We start from the raw sequence: 18526 nt of genomic DNA on the forward strand, positions 1-18526 counted from the left end.
GCGTGGCGAACCCGGCCCCGCGGTCCGTCCCACGCCGCGATAAGCCCGTCCACGCCGCGTTTTCGACCAGTGGGTCGCGACGCCGTCCCGCCTGCGGCCGCGTCCGGTCGCGACGCCGTCCGCCCGCGACGCCATCCGGACGAACCCACCCTGGCCCTCCGCTCCGCCCCGGGCTACTCTCGCCGCATGTCCTCTGATCCGCGCCGCCCGTCGGTGTTCGCCCGGGTCCGGCAGTTCTTTTGGCCGGCGACCGAGACCTACGACACGCGTCGGTCCGGCGGCGCCGAGCCCGGCACGCCGCCGCCGCAGCACGACCCCGCCACCGACCAGCGCCGCCACGGCAACACCGGTGGATTCGGAGGCTGAAAGCCGGCGAGGGGACGCGGCCCGCGGTGAAAGCGCGGGGCGATTCGGTCACCGCACGCGGGTTTCGGCGCCGAAGAGGCCGGTTTCTCCCCGGCTTTTCACGCCACGGCGGTCACGCCGACGCCGACGCCGACGACCGCGGCCCCGACGCCCGCGGACCCGGCCGGGTCACGGCCCATAGGGCGACTCCGGCGCCGACGCCGAGGCCCAACGCGACGAAGCCGGCGACCCGCGACAGAGTGAAGTCGAAGATCAGGCTGGAGACCCCGGCCACCAGCAGACTCACCACCACCGTGTTGGCGATGAGGTACCCGTGGGCGATCTGAACGACGTCGCCCTTCTGATGCCGCCGGAACCGAGACCGGTGCAGCACCACCGGCACGAGCCCCAGGAAGGTCGCGGCCGCCGCCAGCGCCACCAGCGTCAGGTACAGCCCGAGCTGGTACGAGTCGAGGTCTTCGAACCGGGACTGGAACGCCACGGCGAGGAGGAAACCGCTGATCAGCTGGGTTCCGGTCTGCGTCACCCGCAGTTCTTGCAGGATCTCGTTCCAGTTGCGGTCGGCCCGCTCGTTCGCCGATTCGTCGCGTCCGTCGGGCGAGACGTCGTCGCTCCGCTCGCTCATGGCCGCGATCCTAGCCACGTGCGGCGAGGGTTGTCAGTCGGCAGCGGGTCGGATGTGTCCGATTGCGGCCTCCACGAGCGACGAGCGACTAGCCTGGGAGCGGATGTTCGCGCCGGAAGGTCCTCCCCCATGCATCTCCTGCTTCGCACGCTCGTCGCCATCGTCGTCGCTGGAGCGATCGCAGTTCTCGCCGCGAGGCGCGTGTCGCTTCGTGGCGAGGCGGACGCACACCGGCAGGCCGAAATGGATGACTGGGCGACCGCCGGCGTTGCGTCGGAGCGCAGGTTGTCACGCCACGAGAGCTGACCAGACCGCCGAGAGTCGCGAGGGGGTCGGCAGAGGGCAGTGCTGCTCGAGCCACTCGGGGTCCAGGGCCTGATCCCGGGTCGCGAACTGCTCGTCCACCCGCACGTCCGCCTCGGCGGGCATCGCTCCTGTGGGGCGAGACAGCGTCACGGCGGTCGCCTGCACGATCTGCCAGTACTCGCTGATCGCGCCCATCACGATCGTGCGATCGAGCAGGACGTTGTTCGCGGCGTGCGGCTGCTCCGCGCGACCTCCCCACAGGGTGTTCTCCGCCGTGGGGACGAAGCGGTCGCCTCCGAACGGGTAGCGGCCCGCACCGCGCAAGCCTCCGATGAGAGCCGTGCCCGTGAAGCTGACATTCTCTGCGTACTCGAACTGCAGAGTCTGCGAGCTGGAGTGGAAGAAGACGCTGTCGGCGAAGGTGAGGTTGCGGATGAAACCGCCGCCGGTCGCGCTGGTTTGGAGGGTGTCGGTGTGGACGGACGAGGATGCCGCACGGTACGACGGCGCGACGTAGCAGCCACGCATCTCGATGCCCTCGATGGAGTAGCCGTTGGCGACACGGAAGGCCATGCGATCGCCGTCGAGATCGAGCTGGTCGGGAAGGACGCACTCGATCAGTTCGACGCCGGAAGTCGGATACTCGTTCGCGGTCACGTTGAGGACACCGAAGGTCGACCAGGCCAGAGCGAAGTCGTCACAGCTGCGCACGACCACCCCCTGCTGCGTGAAGTCGAACCCGACAAGAGCGACACCGTTGACACCGCGGAACGAGTACCCCTCGGATTCGTAGGCGAACACGGAGCCGGAACCGGTCACGGTCCCCCACCCGTCGCGCGGGACGACCAGGATCCGCCATGCTCGGCCGGCTCCCCCGATGCCCTGGAGGACGCCGTTCGCGGAGGACCGCGCGCCAGCACCGAGAGGCAGCTGCCCGGGTTGCACGACGATCTTGGCTTTGCCGTCGGGATGCGACGCGTGGAGCTGACGGATCGCCGCGTCTATGGCCTCCCACGTCGGTGGCACTTCGACGACGGCGTCGAAGGTGTCGTCGACGCGCGGGGTGCGGGCCGGCCAGTGCATGCCCGTCGGACCGTACGTGGCGGCCTCGGGGCCGCCGACGCCGTCGGGCAGCAACGCAACGGTCGCGCCGATTCCGAGCGGGAGCGACACGGTCAGCGAGGCATCGGGGTCGATGCCGTCCGGAAGCGCGGAGGTGATGATGTACGCCGTGAAGCTCGTGACCGGGTGGTCTTCGGGCAGGATCACCATGGCGGTGGTTGCACCGGGCGGCGCGGGCGAGGTGTATGCGCCGAGATCCGGAGAGACCACGAACACCCCGGCGGTGGGAGCGACTCCACCGGTGGCGGTGAAGAAGTACTGTCCGGAGGGCAACGGGACTCCCGCTTCGGTGGACTCGACGGCGAGAGCCGGGTACCCGTCGATCGTGGTGGCGACGGCTACAGCGGCCACCTCCACAGGCGGCGACGTCGTGCGCGCCGGCACCGCCACGGCGGAGGCGATCACGGGCGCCGCCCATGCACCGGCACGGATGAGGGTGCGGCGACTCACCGGCAGCCACATCGGGTCTGTCATTGCGATCGTCTCCCCCAGGGTCTGGCCCGACCGACGTCTCGGTCGGGTCCGATTGCGAAGCATGCTAGGGCATGGATCCTTCGCGGCGAGGGCGGCACGCGCCAACGAAACACGTCTGTCATCTTCGGATCCCTTCGGCCGCGTCGCACGGAACGACCCCCGCGCCCCCCTACCGTGAGCATGTGCGCCCCCACGTAGACCTCACTCTGCGGGCGGCCGTGCCTCTCGGCCATGCGTGGGCGCAGAGGGCGGCCGACGAGATCGGAGTTCGCATCCTGGTGATCAAGGGCCCCGTACCGGCGCTTCACGGCCTGCGTCCTCGTCGGGTCTCCGGGGATGTCGACGTCCTGGTGGAGCCGGCGGGGTTCGAGCTCTTCGTGACGGCGCTCCAGGATGCCGGCTGGCGAGAGCGTCCTGCGACATTCGCGAGCGCCCGATTCACCCTGCACTCCCGCTCCTTGATCCGAGACACATGGCCGTGTGACATCGACGTTCACTCGTGCTTTCCGGGATTTCTCGCCGATCCGGATGTGGTCTTCGAGGCGTTGTGGGCTCGTCGCGTGCGGATCGATCTCGCCCACCAGAGCTGCGATGCCCCCGATCGCCTGGGATCGGCGCTGATCCTGGCTCTCCACTGCCTCCGCGGAGGGAGCACGGACCGCCGCTACGCAGCGGAGTTGGATTTCCTGGTGAGGGCTTCCGACCTGTCCCCGTCGGAAGGGCGCGAGCTCGCCGCGCTCGCCTCGCGCACCGGGTGCGAGCAGACTCTACGGACGGTTCTGGCGCGGATGGGCATCGCTCCCGACGCCCTCCGCGCCGCTGCGGGTTCCGACCCTGACCGGGCCACAGCTCTTCGGGAGTGGGAGCGTCGGGTCGTCGCAGGTGGCGGCGCCTACTTCTGGCTCGCGGCATTTCGACGAGCGCGCGCCTCCGAGCGCTTCGCCATCGTGGCACGAGCACTGTGGCCATCTGATCGCGATCTGTTGCTCAACCACCCCGAGGTCCCGGATGCCCTCTCGCCGAAACTGGGTGCTCGGGTACGCCGTTATGGCCGCGGGCTGAAGTCGGTGCCCGCCGCCGTGCGCGCGCTCACCGTGCGTTAGGACGCCACGGGGGCTGTTTCCGCTTCGACCAGACCGGCCGCCCCCAGCTCGTCCAGGAAGGCCGTCACCCATTCGCCCGCGACACGCTGGTCCACCTGGAGCCGCAGCGCGACGGCCTCGGCCAGCTCGCGCGGCGACGCGGCGTCCGCGGATGCGGCAACCGCCGAAGCGAGCTCTCGCCAGATGACCGCGCCGGATCCCTCGATGCCGAAGGGTGCGGCTCGGCGCCACTCACCGAGCGGGAGGGCCGTGATCGTCTCCCCGTCGTCCGTCCACGCGACGTCGGCGCGGATCCTCCATCGCGGAGCCGTCTCGGAGAGGAGCCCCTCGCTCACAAGGGCATCCACCGCGGCGCGGACGCTGTCCTCGATCTCCTCCGCCGACGCTCCGGGTGGGGATCCGACGCCGGCGACGACACTCTGCACGAGCGCTGACAGGGGAGCCCCCTCCGCGTTGCGCCAGATCGCCGGGCCGATGCCGGAGAGCACGCGGACCGAGCCGTGGGCGAGGACGGCCAGCCGGTCGGGATCTGTCAAGGGGAGGACGTCGTCGACAGGACGGCGTGCGTACCGAGGCGCCGAGGTCCACCTCGAACGCGACGCGTGGCGAGCGTCGTCTTCACCGACGTCTCGCGGCGCCGGTCGCGATGTTCGCGGACGATCGAGCAACCCTCGCACGATCGGGACGAGCTGAGACGCCTCACGGTAACGGACACGGCGCACCCCGCCGACCGCCTGCGCATGGTGCCCGATCGTCCGGAGCGGCGCGCGCATCTCACCGAGATAGTTCGACTGCATGACGAGCTCGGGAAGCGCGTCGCCGAGATCGACGACGGAGACGGATGCCTCATCCTCGGCGTCCGCCCGCCGATCCAGAAGCACGATGGCAGCGACGTGGAGCCGCTCGGGGACGGGACGATCGAGTCCGAGCGTCTCCGGCGCGCGCTCGCTTTTCGGACCGCGCCGCGACTCGATCACCGAAAGCGGCTTCCGATAGGGAAGCACCGCGCCGTCCCGTGCGAGGAACACGGTTTCGTCGGTGAGATAGGCGAACTCGCGTCCGAGAACGCGAGCGGCCGTCGTCTTGCCGGCACCGGACAACCCCACCAGGACGACGACGGCACCCGTGTCGTCGGCGACGGCGGCGGCGTGCAGCATCCAGCCCTCACCCCGGCGACACTCGATCGCTTCCCGCGTCACGCTCTGCGACAGACGGGCGAGGAGCCGCACGGTGTCGGGCTGCGCGGGCACCGTCACGACCACGTCGGCCGCCTGCCCTCGGCCCACGGCGGCGCACCAGGTCTTGAGGACCACCGCGCGTTGCGAAGGATCGAGCGCGCCCAGATCGAGTCCGATCCTCGCCCCCAGCGCGTGGATCACGGCGTCGGCCTTCACACCCGCTAGTGTACGTCCAGACCGCGAGACACTCTGGGGGCCCGTGGAACTCCAAGATTACCTTCGTATCCTGCGCGCGCATTGGCTTGGAGTCCTTCTGCTCACCGCGCTCGGGTTGACCGCCGCGCTGGGGTGGAATCTCCTTCAGCCGCGGGTGTACACGGCGTCTGCGAGCGGTTACGTCTCCGGCGCATCGCTCGCGGCGGAGACCGGTTCACCGCTGGTGGGGGATCAGCTCGCGCGGAGCAAAGTCACCTCGTACCTCGACATCGGGTCGTGGCGAGCCGTCGCGGAGCACGCCATCGAGGACCTCGGGCTGAGCGCGAGCCCCGAGTCCCTCGTCGGGAACGTGACGGTCTCCAACCCTTTGGACACCGTCGTCATCCACGTCGCGGCGACAGCAGCGACGCCCGAGTCTGCACGCGACCTCGCGGAGGCGTGGATCCGCGGGATGACCGCGGCCATCGACGATATCGAGGGGACGGGCGTGGCCGGATCCGCGCCGGTGACGCTGATCCCCGGCGATTCCGCGCGGCTGCCCACCGCACCCTCCTCCCCCAACACCACGCTCAATCTCGCGCTGGGAGGCCTCGTCGGTCTCGCGCTCGGCATCGCCTACGCGGTGATGCGCAGTGTTCTGGACAGCCGGATACGCGAACCGCAGGACGTCGAGCGCAACACCGGCGCGTCTGTCGTCGGCGTGCTCCCCCTCGACCACGATCTCGACAACCGCCGCGAGGTCCTGTCGTTCACGGGTGCGTCGGGCAACGTCGTCCGCGGAGCGCTCACCGAGGCGATCCGCGAGCTACGCACGAACCTGCAGTTCATGGACGTCGACGACCCGCCACGCTCGATCGTCGTCACGAGCCCCCTCCCCGGGGACGGCAAGTCGACGACCGCGGCGAACCTGGCGATGAGCCTTGCGGCAGCGGGCCAGCGCGTCGTCCTCATCGACGGTGACCTGCGCCAGCCGGTCGTCGCATCACTCTTCGATCTTCCGGAGGGGGCGGGGCTCACCGACATCCTCGCCGGCCGGGCGACCACGGGTGACGTGGTGCAACCCGTGCAGGGTTCGCAGAACCTCTACATCCTGGCGTCGGGGAGGGTCCCACCGAACCCGAGCGAGGTGCTGGGGTCGCGCCGCATGCACGACCTCGTGGCGTCTCTGACCGAACACGCGCTCGTCATCGTGGACTCCCCGCCGACGCTCCTCGTCGCCGACGCCGCGGTCCTGTCCAGGGTGACCGATGGCGCACTCCTGGTGACCTCCGCGGGTCGCACCACGCAGGAGATGCTGCAGCGATCGCTCGAGAACATCGCGAAGGTCAACGGACGTCTTCTCGGAGTGGTCCTCAACAAGGCGACGCGCCGCGGGCGGCCCGATTACGGCTACGCCTACGGATCGCAGGCGTCCGCCGCGGATGACAGGCCCGCATTCGTTCAGCGATGAGCCGGAAACCCTCCTGTCATCCGCGGCGGGTACGCTCACGCCATGGGGAAATCACGCGCGCGTTCGGCGCGCACTCGCCCGGTGACCGCAGCGATCGTCACCGGTGCGGTGCTCGTGCTCGCCGCGTGCACCGCACCTGTGGATCCGGCGTCGACGCCTCCACCCTCCGTGACGGCCACTCCCCAGGCGCCCGTGGACACCACGAGCCTCCGGACGATGATCGACACCTGGGACCCGGCCGACAGCCCACCTCCTGTTCTCACCCCCGAGGGGCCGGCCGAGGCGATCGCCGGCGAAGACGCCGAGGCGGTGAGCTACCTCAGCGGTGACGTGACCGTCACCGGAGTACTGCGCACCCCCTCCGGAACCTCCGGCGACCGGCCCGCGGTGGTCGTCGTGCACGGTTCGGTCGATCCGGATACGTACGAGCCCGGCGGCGACCTCGTTCCCGAGCAGCGCGCTCTGCTGGATGCCGGCTATGTCGTGTTCGCGATCGACATGCGCGGATACGCGGAATCGGATGCGGCCGACGTCGACAGCCCCGCCGTCGATCCGGGCTTCGGGTGGACGACGACCCTGGACTGGGGCATGGTCTTGGACGTCGTGACGGCGCTCTCCGCGCTCCGCGGCGGCGACGTCGCGGGTGTCGACCCGGAACGCATCGGCCTGCTCGGTCACTCGCTGGGCGGGCTCCTCGCCCTCGACGCGGCAGTCCTCGCTCCGGGGTCCTCCGATCTCGTCGTCGCCCTGTCAGCCCCTTCCTCGGACCTCGTCGGCATGCTCGACGAGTACGCAGAGTCCGGTGCGGACGTCTTCGTGGAGGAGGATGCCGCCGCCGAGTTCGACGAGGCGTACTGGGCCGATGTCTCGCCGCGGACCTTCTTCGACCGCGCCTCGGAGCCGCTCCTCCTGATCCACGGAGGCGCGGACGACACCACGTTCGCGCAGTGGTCCCAGGAGACGGCCGATGCGTGGACAGCGGCCGGCAATCCCGCCGAGGCCATCATCCTCGAGGGCGCCGACCACCACTTCGCGCCGCGGCGTGGCGAGGTCGGGCAGATCGTCGTCGAGGCGTTCGGCACCGTCCTGGGGCCGGATTGATCTCCGCCGTGTAAATGGCGGATGCCCGGATCGAGACGATCCTGTTACGTGGTCGGGACCACGGGTCCAGACCCGATAGCGTGGAACCATCGACGTCGACCCGACGACGAAATCCGGGGGGATTGGTTTCACACATGGGATCACCACGTGTGGCGGTCATCGTGCGCTACGGCCTGAATGCGACCGCGTGGCGTGCACGGCATGAGCGAGGGGAAGTGGCGGACGAGACACCGTACGCCTACCACCTCGCCGAGCCCGACCTCACCCTCGAGTGGTCGGTGGACCGGCCGGAGGGACGCCTGGCGCATTCCTGGCGCATGTTCGTCCGCCGCGTCCTCGGGTTCGACTTCGTCCATGTCTGGCGCAACCGCGCCATCATCGCGCGCAGCGATGTGGTGTGGACCCACACCGAGCGGGAACACTTGGCGGTGGGTGCGTTGAAGGCCCTGTTCCCCCGGCGCTACCGCGCGCTCACGGTGGCACAGTCTGTCTGGCTGTGGGACATGTGGGCGCAGATGTCCGCTCCGCGGCGCGCCCTGTTCGCACGACTTCTCCGTGCCCAGGATGTCGAGGTCGTTCTGAGCCGCGTCAACCGCGATACCTCGAGCACGGCGCTTCCGGGGCGGCGGGTCGTGCGCGTGCCATTCGGAACGCATTTCGCCTCTCAGCCGGACCCCGGCGATGACCGTCCGTCCGGGCAGACCCCGGCGCGTGTGTTGGTGATCGGGAACGATCGCCACCGGGACTGGCCGCTGATGGCCCGAGTGGCCCGCCGTCTGCCGGACATGGACTTCGACATCATCTCGCTCTCTGAGGAGGCGCGCGGGGCGCACTGGCCGACGAACGTCGCCGTCCGCTCCATTCCGCAGCGGGAGATCCTCGAGCACGCGTACACCGAGGCGACGGTCGTGGCCCTCCCCCTGCGCCCGAACCTTCACGCGTCGGGATGCACCGTGGCGATCGAGGCCATCTCGGCGGGCCTTCCCGTCGTCGCCACCGACACCGGGGGGATCGACGAGTACCTCGAGGGCTCCGGCGCCGCGCTGGTGCCCGTCGGGGACGAGGACGCGTTCGTTTCGGCCCTCGCCTCGGCGAGCCGAGCGACTGCGCGACCCGATCACTCCGTCGCGTCGCGTCGCGGACTGAGCGGGGCGGACTATGTCGCGCGCCTCGCCCTGATCACGCACGCCCTGCTCGCGAACGAACAGATCCCGCCCGACGTCGAGCGCTTCGAGCCGCCGGCCTCGCGGGCGGGCTCCCCTGTCGGGCAGGTGTCGCGATGAGCACCCTCGACCTCTTGCTGCGCGCACAGCGCCTGCGCGACCTCGTGTTCACCAGGCTCGCGGCCCCCGGTTTCGCCGCCTTCGGGTCGCGGTCGCGAATCCTCCTGCCGTTCCGGGTGGGGGGCGCACGTCACATCAGCGTGGGCGCGGGCACTCTCATCGGCGCGGGATCCTGGCTCCTCGTGCCGGAGCAGCGGTCACCGGGACCGAACATCATCCTCGGCGACCGCGTGAGGATGAACACGACCTCGATCTCCGCGGTATCCCGTGTGGAGATCGAGTCCGGCGTCGGAATCGCGCGAGGCTGCTACATCTCCGATCATTCCCACGGCTTCGCGCAGAGCGATGTGCCCGTGCGCGATCAGCCTCTCGACCGGGTGGCCCCGGTGCTCATCAAGAGCGGGGCGTGGCTCGGGCAGAACGTCGTCGTGCTGCCCGGCGTCACCATCGGACGCGGAAGCGTCATCGGCGCGAACAGCGTCGTGCGTTCCGACATCCCCGACCGCGTGGTCGCCGCGGGGACCCCCGCGCGCGTCATCCGGGAGCTGCCGTGATCCTCACCGACCCGAACTCGCCGCTGCCCTCGTGGACGGACGGCCCCTCCCGCGACTTCGTCTTCACCTTCTCTTACGAGTCCTTCGCCGACGCCCAGAAGCGCGGCATGATGCGGCCGCCCGATCGGCTCGTATCGACGCTGATCGCGAGCCCGGACGTGCGCCGGCTGCTCGTGGCTGATCCCTTCCGGTCGTGGGTGACGAGCTGGGCGCGCGGCATCATCGACCACGCCCATCGCCCCCGTGTCAGCGACAAGGTCCGTCATGTCAGTCCGCGCCGCTTCAGCCGCGCCGACCCGGTGGACGTCTCCGAGATCGAAGCGGTGTACGGCAGCTACGAAAGAGCGCTGTTCCGCGCTGCCCGCGGGGCCGATCTGTCCACCCCCAAGTTCATCACAGCGAGCCCGCTCGTCGCCGGGTTCACCGAACTCGCGTGGGCGGGACCTGCGCTCTACTACGCGCGCGACGATTGGCTGAGCTCACCGGCACGGCGGCAGTATTGGCCGGCGTACCGGGAGGCGTATCGCCGCATCGCCGCGAGCGGTCGCGCGGTCGCCGCGGTGTCCCAGGAGATCATCGATCGCATCGAACCGCGCGGGCCGCACGCGGTCGTGCCGAACGGCATCGAACCGGTGGAGTGGCTGAGCGCCCAGCCCACCGCCCCCCGCTGGTTCGAGAAGATTCCGGGGCCTCGCGCCGTCTACGTCGGCACGCTGGACTCCCGTCTGGATATCGACGGGCTCGTCCGCCTCGCCCGCGCCCGCCCGGAGTTGCATCTGGTCCTGATCGGCCCCGCCCCGAGCGCGAAATTCATCGCCCCGCTCCGCGAGGAGACGAACATCCACGTCCGCGGTGAGGTCGGTCGCGCTGAAGTGGTGGCGGTGCTGCGGAATACCGAGATCACACTGCTCGCGCACCGCACAACCCCCTTGACCGAGGCGATGAGTCCCCTCAAGGTGTATGAGTACCTTGCCGCGGGCCGACCGGTGCTCGCCACAGACCTCCGACCCGTACGAGGTCTGGGCACGTCGGTGCACCTCGCTCCGACGGTCACCGATTTCATCGACCTTGTGGACGGAGCACTTGCACAAGGGATTCAAAGCGAAAGCGCGCGCGCTGACTTCGTCAGCGCCAACGCGTGGACGACCCGTCATCAGGAGATTCTGGGGCTGATCGACGGATGAGCAACAACCCGCGCGCAACCGTGTGCGGGACGCTGAAGAAAACTGGGGAGACGCAGTGGGGACTGCAGATCGAATTTTGCTGGTGTGTTCCGGGGGAGGTCACCTGCGACAGCTCGCGGGCTTCGCCGAGAGGATCGGCTATCCGCCCGAACGGCAAGTGTGGGTGACGTTCAAGAACGCGCTCAGCGAGTCGCTGTTGGAGGGGCGAACCGTCGTCTACGCGCCCTTCACTGCGCCGCGCGACCTCAAGAACTTCGCGCGCATGGCGGCGATGTCCACGGGCGTGTTCCGACGCTTCCGGATCGTCGAGGCGGTGAGCACCGGTTCGAGCCCTGCCGTCGCTTTCCTCCCTCAGGCCCGCCTGCGCGGCATCCCGACCCACTACATCGAGAGCGCCGCGCGCGCGGACGGCCCCTCCATGACGGGCCGGATCATCTCCCGCGTTCCCGGGATCCAGACGTACACGCAGTACCCCGAATGGGCAGACGAGAAGTGGGCATACCGGGGATCCATCTTCGACGAGTTCGAGGCCGGTCCCGTCGAAGAGCAAACGCGGACCCCTCGACGGGCCGTCGTGTCCGTGGGAACACAGGAGGGGTATCCGTTCACGTCGATGCTGGAGGCGGTGGTGCCGCTCCTCGCCGACATGGACGAGGTGCTCTACCAGACCGGCGATGCGGACGTGTCGGACCTCGGAATCGAGGGCCGCGAGAGCGTCCCCCATGCCGAGCTGCTGGACGCCATGCGGAACGCGGACGTCGTCATCTCGCATTCCGGAGTCGGCGCCGCCTTGAGCGCCCTCGAGGCGGGGAAGCACCCCCTCCTCATCCCCCGCACGGCGGAGCGGCACGAACACATCGACGGACACCAGATCCAGGTCGCCCGGGAACTGACCCGACGTCAGCTGGCGACCATGCGCGAACCTCACGCGCTGTCCTGGTCGGATCTCGTCGACGCGGCGAACCGCTCGGTTCACCGCACATCGCCGCCGCCCTTCACTCTCACACGAAAGCAGCCGCCTGCATGGGCCGAGCCGTCACCCGCCGGACGCTGATCTCCGGGAGCCTGGCGGCGATGACGGGCTCCGTCATCGCCGCCTGCTCACCTGCCGCGCCCGAGCCGACGTCGTCGCCCTCCGCGACGCCCTCGCCCTCACCGACACCCACGGGCAACGGAGCCGCCCCGCCCGCACCGACCTCGGCGCGCCCGGCGACGGTACGGTCATACGGGCCGAACGGCACCCATTTCCCCGCCGACCTCCCGTGGCCCGGGGAACAGGCGCCGACGGAGCTCGTCGTCGACTGCGACTGGGAGGAGATCGCCGAAAGCGTGGAGTCCCTGAGCGCCGCCGACGTGGCGCGCGGTGTCGTCGTTCGCGTGCTCCCCGGCACGCTCGGCGGAAACGGCTCCGGCTCTTCCTCGACTCCGGTGCTGTCGGCACTCGGCGACCCCTCGTGGGAGCGGAACCTCCTCATCGTCCCCCGAGACGGCTTCGGGTCGGTGAGCATCGCCGGCGAGGGGACGCGTATGGACGGATGCGCGCGACTCTCGCTGTTCGGCTTCGTCGGAACGGGCGGCTTCACCCTCACCGAGTGCACGGCGATGCAGATCGGATGGAGTCGATTCTCGGCCTTGAGTGTCACTCGTGGAGGAAGCGATCTCGCGTTCTACGAGCTGATCCTCGGCTTCCGCCAAGATCCGGAGGACACCGTCGGCATCCGTCCGACCGAGGACTTCGAGATGACGAACATCTCGCGGTTCGGTTGCGTCTTCGGCCCGTCGGTGAAGCCGGAGGGGTCCGACGCACACTGCGACACGATTCAACTCGAGGGCACGGGTTCCGGGGCGTTCGGCCCCCTCGCCAGCGTCGACTGCGTCGACTACGGCTCATCGAATGCCGCGGAACTGGTCAGCGGTCAGCTCTCGCAGGCGACCTACGAACACTGCCTGATCCTCGCGGGATTCCTCCCGTGGGAGGTCTATCCGCTCCGGCCGGGCGACTACCGCGGCGAGCCCAACGCCTTCTCCGGTGGATGCCAGGATGTGCAGCTGACGGATTCATGGGTCAGCGGAGCGATCGGCCGGGTGGGCTTCACCCGCGTCGAGAACACGACCCTGAGCTACGCACCGGTATCATCCCAGCAGCCCCGCGACGCGGGGACGTGGGATGTCGATCCCGGCATGGCGCAATGGTCCCGCGCGCAGATCATGGACCTGCAGTCCGTCGCGGACTACGAGATCTCGACCCTGCGGGGTGTGTGGGGCTGGTAACGGCCGAACCGGATCAGCGGTCGTCGCGGCGCCGGTACTGACGGCGCGTCAGCGACCCGCCCTCGGGCTCGTTGGAGCCGTCGGCCGCCACGGCGCTGCGAGGTTCGAGCACCCCTTCTTCCTCGCGCACGACGGGCTCGTCTTGCGCGACCTCGGAGAAGGTCTCCGGCTCGACCGGGGCCACGAGGGCGGCCGCCGCGCTCTCCTGCGCGGCCGTCGTCTTCGGGGGCTTGCGCATGCGCTTGACGAATTCCATCAGCTGCGCGATGTCGCCCCGGTAGGGACGGAGGAGGAAGAGCGGCCCGACGCAGATCGCGGCGGCGGCGATTCCGACGAGGATCTCGAGGATCGCGATCTCGTTCGGGAGCAGTCGCGTCATGCCGAACGCCGCACCGAACGCGACCATCGCCATGAACGCCGGCCGGAGGATCGGTCCGTAGATGTCTCGGCCCTGGACGAACGTGCCGCGGATGGCGAACGCGAATCCGGGGACGAGGAGGATGAGCGTCATCACACCGTATGTGATGACGAGACCGTAGAGCCCACCCCACCAGATGCCGAAGAAGTAGCCGGCGATGATCAGGGGCCGCGCGACGAGGTCGTAGACGAACTGTCGATGCGAGTGCCCGAGCGAGATGTAGATCCAGGTGCGCAGTCGACCGATGGCCTGCCCGAAGCCTGCGATGCCCAGCAGTGCGAAGATCGTCGCCGCGGTGGCCCAGTTCGGCCCCAGGAGGAGAGACACGAGCGGCTGCGCCACCGCCGCGGCGATGGCGTAGGTCGGCAGGGTCAGGTAGCCGATGACCAGGGCGGCGCTGCGGATGTACCGACGGTAGCGATCCCCCTGGTCGCGCAGGGTGCTCAGCACGGGGAGGGCGACCCGGCCGAGAGGACCGTTCATCTGCTGCAGCGGCAGCAGGAAGAGCGCGTAGGCACGGGAGTACTGGCCGAGCGCGGTCGGGCCCAGCTGCGCGCCGATGATGACGTTGTCGATGTTCTTCTCGGCGTATCCGAGCAGTTCCGCACCGAAGATGCTCCCGCCGGTGCCGACCAGCGCCCAGGTCTCCTTGACGATGCGGGGTGGCCCGAACTTCGGCCGCACGATCGCCCAGAGGACGACCAGCCGCACAATGAACTGCGCTCCGGCCATCGCCACGAGCGCCCAGAATCCCCACCCGATAAGGGCGGTGGTGATGCCCACGACGACGCCGAACGCCATGGTCGCCACGTCCAGGGACGCCAGCGTTCCGAACTTCAGCTCCTTCGTCGCCCGTGCCTGCAGGGGCATGACCAGACCGCTGAGGAACACGCCCGGCGCCATCAGCAGGGTGATCTCCACGAGCCGCGGCTCGTTGTAGAGCGCGGCGATCAGCGGAGCGCAGAGGGCGACCACGCCGGCCAGGAGCGCCCCGATCCCAGCCGAGAGCCAGAGCAGACTCCGCCACACCCGCTCGCTCAGATGCTGCGCCTGGATGATCGCGCCTGTCATGCCGAAATCGCGCACGAGCTCGGCGATACCCATCACGGCGCCGACCATGGCGATGAGACCGAAGTCCGCGGGGGTGAGCAGGCGGGCGAGCACGATGGTCGACGCCATCTGCAGAAGTGCCCGCCCCCACAGCCCGCCCATGGTGAGCATGATTCCCCGGGACGCCTTGTGCGCGAGGTTGTTCGTCGCGCTCATCCGCTCACCGTCCGTGTCGTCTCATCGCGGCTCCATGACACCGGGGCCCGTTCGCGCAGAAGGCGGGACGCCCGCCGCTGTGCGCGGAGGTAGACGGTCGAGTACACGACGAAGCCCACCCACAGCCCGGGACGGCGCCATACGCGCCGGACGAGCGCGCGAGCGCCGACGCCAGGCTGCGCTCCCGCAAGGTCGGGCCGCTCACGGGTGAGCTGCATGTTGCCCGCGGCGATCCGAGCGTTCCGTCCGGCCAGGGCGCTCAGGGTGGCAGGCGCCCGAACAGTGAAGGTCAGGTCCTCGGGAGTCAGCCGCTCCTCGGGGCCGAAGAGCTGTTGCACGAAACGATCGTCGGCGATGAGGTCGGGGAATTCGCCGAAGCGCCCACGTCCGGCCTTCGAGAGCATGTAGATACCCGATCCGACGTGGCCGGCGCTCCGGTAGTCCGTCAGCTCCCAGACGCGGTAGTACTGACGCACCCACCATGAGCGCGAGGGAGCAACGCGCATCCGGGGCGCGCCGACGAGCGCCGAAGGGGTGTTCTCCATTCTTCGGGCGAGCTCGAGCAGCGTCGCGCCGTCCACGATGACATCGGCATCCACATACGCCACGGGATACCTCTCCATGTGGTCGGATGCCGCGTTGAGCGCGGCGATCTTCGATGCGCGGTCGACCTCCACCACCCGCACGCGCGAGTCGGCGGCCCTCGCCCGCGCAACCGTCCGGTCGCTGCAGCCGTTCGCCACCACCAGCACTGCGAGATCCGACGACGGCGAGGAGAGCAGACGATGAACCGTCCCCTCGATCAGCGCTTCCTCGTTGTGCGCCGGGATCACCACCGTCACCGCCGTCATGCCGCCACCTTTGTGCGGCTGCGCGAGGGCGTCGGGCCCGTCCAGTCGGACGCCGGTGCGGTCATGGCCCAGGCGGCGACCCCGAGCAGCATCGACAGGAGGAGGAGCGTCTGCATGAACGCGAAGGAGTCGTAGAAGAACATCGCGGTGGCGTAGCCGACGGTGGACGTGGCCACGGCGAACGCGAGGTGCTTCCGGCGGATCGGGGCATCCGAGCGGAACGCGAAGTGCACCATCCGGATGACCGGGTAGATCAGCAGCACCACAAGCCCGATCACGCCCAGCACCCCTGCCTCGAGCAGGGTGCCGAGCCACTGGTTGTCGAGGATCTGTGCGTTGGCGTCGTCTCCGACGACCACCCGGCTGCCGACCCCGGATCCTCCGATCGGACTCTCCCCGAACTCCTGGAACGCCTCTGGCAGGTCCGCAAGCCGGCCCTGCCCGGCCATGCCGGGGCTGGTGAGCTGGGAGGCGATGACGCCCTCGATGTCGAAGAGGGACAGCACCATCGATTCGAACAGCTGCGGCAGCAGCAGGCCGACCAGGATCGCAATCGGCACGCCGATGGCCGCGAGCAGCCCGGCGAGCTTCGGCCAGAAGATCAGGACGAAGAGGAACATCGCCCCCAGGGTGACCACACCGGTCCGCGACACCGCGGAGAGCATGCCCACCATGGTCACACCCATTGCGCCGATGTAGACGAGCTTCCTGGTGAAGGAGAATCGCGGCCAGGGGCTGTACTTGATCAGGTAGATCGCGATCGGGATGATCATGCAGAACAGCACGGCGAGCGCGATCGGATGCTGGGAAGAGGCGTAGGCACGGTTCCCACCGGCCCGCAGCGACTCGGCATCATCGCGCAGGATCGTCAGCGGGAGGAAGTTGCCGAGCATCAGGAAGATGTTCTGCCGGGTCACCCGCTCGACGAAGGCGAAGAATCCGATGACGGCCCCGCCGAAGACGATCACGTTCAAGAGCACCATCGTGACGGTCTCGGTGGAGAGCATCTGACGGGTGAGGAAGATCACCGAGAGCAGGAAGCCGAGCTGGAAGATGTTCGCGAACCCACCCAGGATCGCGCCGCTTTCGGTGAGCACCACCGAGTTGATCATCAGCGAGGCGAACATCGTCCACAGGAAGATCGCCACCGGCCAGCCCCACAGATTCGGGGCGAATCCCTTTCCTCGCCGCGCGAGCAGCGCGACTCCCATCGCCACGATCAGACCGGAGATCAGGACGCGGTACGGCTCCAGGGCGAACCCGACCTCGATGGGCAGGGCGTACCGCCGGATCGGGATGAACAGGATGACCCCGGCCAGCAGGAACAGCATGGTCGTCCAGTTGAAGAACTGGCGTCGGAACACCGCAAGACCGCAGACGACCAGCAGAACTCCGCCGATGACGACCGGCTCTCCGAAGACGACCGCCGCGATGGCGATGGCCCCCACCAGAAGCCCCAGCAGGACGTCGATGACGGTCGACGATCTGCGGGCGCCGCCGGAAGGTGGAGCCGTCGTGCGCGTGGGCACGCTCATGAGGGCCTACGCGCGGTCGTTCGCGGAGGCGTCGCCCCCGATGAGGGCGGCGATGTCGTCGGCGCCGTCATCGGAAGCTCCCGGTGCCCGTCCGCGTCTCCGCGTCTGACGCGCCCCGGATCGTTCCGTTCCGACGGGGACGGCGTCCCGACGTCGCGCGGGCGCCTCGTCGGTGTCGTCATCGGCGCCGGCATCCGGAGCGGGCGTACGACGTGCTCCCTCGGTCGCGTCGTCGTCGTCCTCGTCGTCTGCCGCCCTGCGGCGGCGGTCACGGACGGCCTCGATCAACAGCGCCAGGGCGATGAACAGCAGGAACACACCGGCGGTGACCACGATCACCGGGATCGCCGGGTTGCTTCCTTCGCCCTCGTCCGCCGTGGGCGCATTGAGTTCGTCGAGGGTGAGGCGGATGTTCTCGGGGACTTCCCACTCGTCCTGCCGGGCCACGACGAGGTCGTTGAACGCGATCGTCGCCTCCGCGGCGATCAGTTCAGCGCGGTCGGCAGAGGTCGAGACGCCGGTGATGTCGATGATCGGCAGCGTCAGCCGCCCACCGAACCGCTCGTCTCCGGCGGGCTGGGTGGTGCGTCGGACGGCGGTCACGGCGTCACCGTCTTCGAACCCGCCGATGCTGGCGGAGACGACGTCCATCACCTCGTCCGAAGAAGCGAGATAGGCCAGGATGATCGCGCTCTCGCTGAGGTTGAGAGGCGTGGGCTCCCGGACCACGATCTCCTGCGGCTGGCCGCTGCCGTCCGTAGGGATCGTCTCGGTCACGCCGGGGATCTCCGTCTGGAGGATGTCCGGATCAGTCGTGGTGAGCAGCACGGTGGACGCTGCGGTGAAGGTCTTCACCACGCGTGACTGGATCTGACCGTCCACCACGGTGAAGCCCGCGAGCAGGCCGCAGGCGATGGAGACGACGGCCCCGATGATCAAAAGGACCTTCTGATTCAGAAGTCGTCGGACGTAAGTGGGCTGTTCCATGGGTACTTCTCCCCCCGAAGATGTATACGCGCATGAGCCATCCCCCAGGCTCATACCGGCGCGACGCCATGTTGAGCCGCACTGATTACTGTTTCACCGCATTGTTGCGTTCGTGTAAACAAAGTCGAAAGACGAGTCCTCAGGACGATTCCCGAGTTGCACGAACGAGCGGGTACCGCAACTCTAGTGGCGGGGAGATGCGTCGGGGGACGCATGACATCCTGCTCACGTACCTG

General features: G+C 69.0%; 16 protein-coding genes. 9 read left to right on the top strand and 7 right to left on the bottom strand.

Annotated features, from left to right (window positions below; genetic code table 11):
* The first annotated feature begins 186 nt into the window (after positions 1-186).
* A complete protein-coding gene (locus KZC50_RS01055; RefSeq protein WP_310890283.1) occupies positions 187-366 on the top strand; it encodes a hypothetical protein in 180 nt (59 codons plus the stop codon).
* 112 nt (positions 367-478) lie between these two features.
* Here KZC50_RS01055 and KZC50_RS01060 read toward each other — a convergent pair whose 3' ends face one another.
* The gene (locus KZC50_RS01060; RefSeq protein WP_310890284.1) at positions 479-991 is read right to left on the bottom strand and encodes a DUF6328 family protein; all 513 of its coding nucleotides are present in this window, start codon (positions 989-991) and stop codon (positions 479-481) included.
* A 288-nt stretch (positions 992-1279) separates the two neighbouring features.
* Positions 1280-2893, bottom strand: coding sequence for a hypothetical protein (locus tag KZC50_RS01065; protein ID WP_310890285.1), 1614 nt, complete (start codon positions 2891-2893; stop codon positions 1280-1282).
* Positions 2894-3075: 182 nt separating this feature from the next.
* Between KZC50_RS01065 and KZC50_RS01070 the strand changes: the two genes are divergently transcribed.
* Complete coding sequence (locus KZC50_RS01070) at positions 3076-3996, top strand: nucleotidyltransferase family protein (RefSeq protein ID WP_310890286.1); 921 nt, start codon at positions 3076-3078, stop codon at positions 3994-3996.
* Here the strand turns inward: KZC50_RS01070 and KZC50_RS01075 are convergent.
* Positions 3993-5390: a nucleoside/nucleotide kinase family protein gene (locus KZC50_RS01075; RefSeq protein WP_310890287.1), complete on the bottom strand. Its 1398-nt coding sequence runs from the start codon at positions 5388-5390 to the stop codon at positions 3993-3995. The two genes, KZC50_RS01070 and KZC50_RS01075, sit on opposite strands and share 4 nt — an antisense overlap.
* Before the next feature lie 43 nt (positions 5391-5433).
* On the opposite strand from KZC50_RS01075, the gene KZC50_RS01080 reads away from it, so the two are divergent.
* The 7 genes from KZC50_RS01080 (at position 5434) to KZC50_RS01110 (ending at position 13233) form a co-directional block, all read left to right on the top strand.
* Positions 5434-6840 (top strand): tyrosine-protein kinase domain-containing protein, encoded by a 1407-nt coding sequence (locus KZC50_RS01080; RefSeq protein ID WP_310890288.1) that lies wholly within the window; start codon positions 5434-5436, stop codon positions 6838-6840.
* An 81-nt stretch (positions 6841-6921) separates the two neighbouring features.
* A complete protein-coding gene (locus KZC50_RS01085; protein ID WP_310890289.1) occupies positions 6922-7941 on the top strand; it encodes an alpha/beta hydrolase family protein in 1020 nt (339 codons plus the stop codon).
* 134 nt (positions 7942-8075) lie between these two features.
* The gene (locus KZC50_RS01090; protein ID WP_310890290.1) at positions 8076-9224 is read left to right on the top strand and encodes a glycosyltransferase; all 1149 of its coding nucleotides are present in this window, start codon (positions 8076-8078) and stop codon (positions 9222-9224) included.
* Positions 9221-9778: an acyltransferase gene (locus KZC50_RS01095; protein ID WP_310890291.1), complete on the top strand. Its 558-nt coding sequence runs from the start codon at positions 9221-9223 to the stop codon at positions 9776-9778. Before KZC50_RS01090 ends, KZC50_RS01095 begins: the two co-directional genes overlap by 4 nt.
* Positions 9775-10962: a glycosyltransferase gene (locus KZC50_RS01100; RefSeq protein WP_310890292.1), complete on the top strand. Its 1188-nt coding sequence runs from the start codon at positions 9775-9777 to the stop codon at positions 10960-10962. The genes KZC50_RS01095 and KZC50_RS01100 overlap by 4 nt, the downstream gene beginning before the upstream one ends.
* Positions 10963-11125: 163 nt before the next feature.
* Entirely contained in the window at positions 11126-12016 is an 891-nt protein-coding gene (locus KZC50_RS01105; RefSeq protein WP_310890293.1) for a glycosyltransferase, read from the top strand.
* On the top strand, positions 11986-13233 hold the full coding sequence (locus KZC50_RS01110) for a hypothetical protein (protein ID WP_310890294.1): 1248 nt from the start codon (positions 11986-11988) through the stop codon (positions 13231-13233). Before KZC50_RS01105 ends, KZC50_RS01110 begins: the two co-directional genes overlap by 31 nt.
* Before the next feature lie 13 nt (positions 13234-13246).
* On the opposite strand, the gene KZC50_RS01115 is transcribed toward KZC50_RS01110, so the two are convergent.
* The 4 genes from KZC50_RS01115 to KZC50_RS01130 are packed head-to-tail and all read right to left on the bottom strand — an operon-like array spanning position 13247 to position 18290.
* Positions 13247-14917 (bottom strand): lipopolysaccharide biosynthesis protein, encoded by a 1671-nt coding sequence (locus KZC50_RS01115; RefSeq protein WP_310890295.1) that lies wholly within the window; start codon positions 14915-14917, stop codon positions 13247-13249.
* Positions 14914-15768, bottom strand: coding sequence for a glycosyltransferase (locus tag KZC50_RS01120; RefSeq protein ID WP_310890296.1), 855 nt, complete (start codon positions 15766-15768; stop codon positions 14914-14916). Before KZC50_RS01120 ends, KZC50_RS01115 begins: the two co-directional genes overlap by 4 nt.
* Complete coding sequence (locus tag KZC50_RS01125) at positions 15765-17303, bottom strand: O-antigen ligase family protein (RefSeq protein ID WP_310890297.1); 1539 nt, start codon at positions 17301-17303, stop codon at positions 15765-15767. The genes KZC50_RS01120 and KZC50_RS01125 overlap by 4 nt, the downstream gene beginning before the upstream one ends.
* 6 nt (positions 17304-17309) lie before the next feature.
* Positions 17310-18290 carry a hypothetical protein gene (locus KZC50_RS01130; protein ID WP_310890298.1) on the bottom strand — a complete coding sequence of 327 codons (981 nt, stop codon included), beginning with the start codon at positions 18288-18290 and terminating at the stop codon, positions 17310-17312.
* Positions 18291-18526: the final 236 nt, after the last annotated feature.

The sequence above is a fragment of the Microbacterium aurantiacum genome (assembly GCF_031625015.1).
GTDB classification, from domain to species: Bacteria; Actinomycetota; Actinomycetes; order Actinomycetales; family Microbacteriaceae; genus Microbacterium; species Microbacterium aurantiacum.

Excerpts from the sequence above, each read along its gene's own strand:
- KZC50_RS01120 (WP_310890296.1), bottom strand. The coding sequence starts at position 15,768 with ATGACGGCGGTGACGGTGGTGATCCCGGCGCACAACGAGGAAGCGCTG.
- KZC50_RS01130 (WP_310890298.1), bottom strand. The coding sequence starts at position 18,290 with ATGGAACAGCCCACTTACGTCCGACGACTTCTGAATCAGAAGGTCCTT.
- KZC50_RS01065 (WP_310890285.1), bottom strand. The coding sequence starts at position 2,893 with ATGACAGACCCGATGTGGCTGCCGGTGAGTCGCCGCACCCTCATCCGT.
- KZC50_RS01110 (WP_310890294.1), top strand. The coding sequence starts at position 11,986 with ATGGGCCGAGCCGTCACCCGCCGGACGCTGATCTCCGGGAGCCTGGCG.
- KZC50_RS01125 (WP_310890297.1), bottom strand. The coding sequence starts at position 17,303 with ATGAGCGTGCCCACGCGCACGACGGCTCCACCTTCCGGCGGCGCCCGC.
- KZC50_RS01060 (WP_310890284.1), bottom strand. The coding sequence starts at position 991 with ATGAGCGAGCGGAGCGACGACGTCTCGCCCGACGGACGCGACGAATCG.
- KZC50_RS01055 (WP_310890283.1), top strand. The coding sequence starts at position 187 with ATGTCCTCTGATCCGCGCCGCCCGTCGGTGTTCGCCCGGGTCCGGCAG.
- KZC50_RS01115 (WP_310890295.1), bottom strand. The coding sequence starts at position 14,917 with ATGAGCGCGACGAACAACCTCGCGCACAAGGCGTCCCGGGGAATCATG.
- KZC50_RS01095 (WP_310890291.1), top strand. The coding sequence starts at position 9,221 with ATGAGCACCCTCGACCTCTTGCTGCGCGCACAGCGCCTGCGCGACCTC.
- KZC50_RS01090 (WP_310890290.1), top strand. The coding sequence starts at position 8,076 with ATGGGATCACCACGTGTGGCGGTCATCGTGCGCTACGGCCTGAATGCG.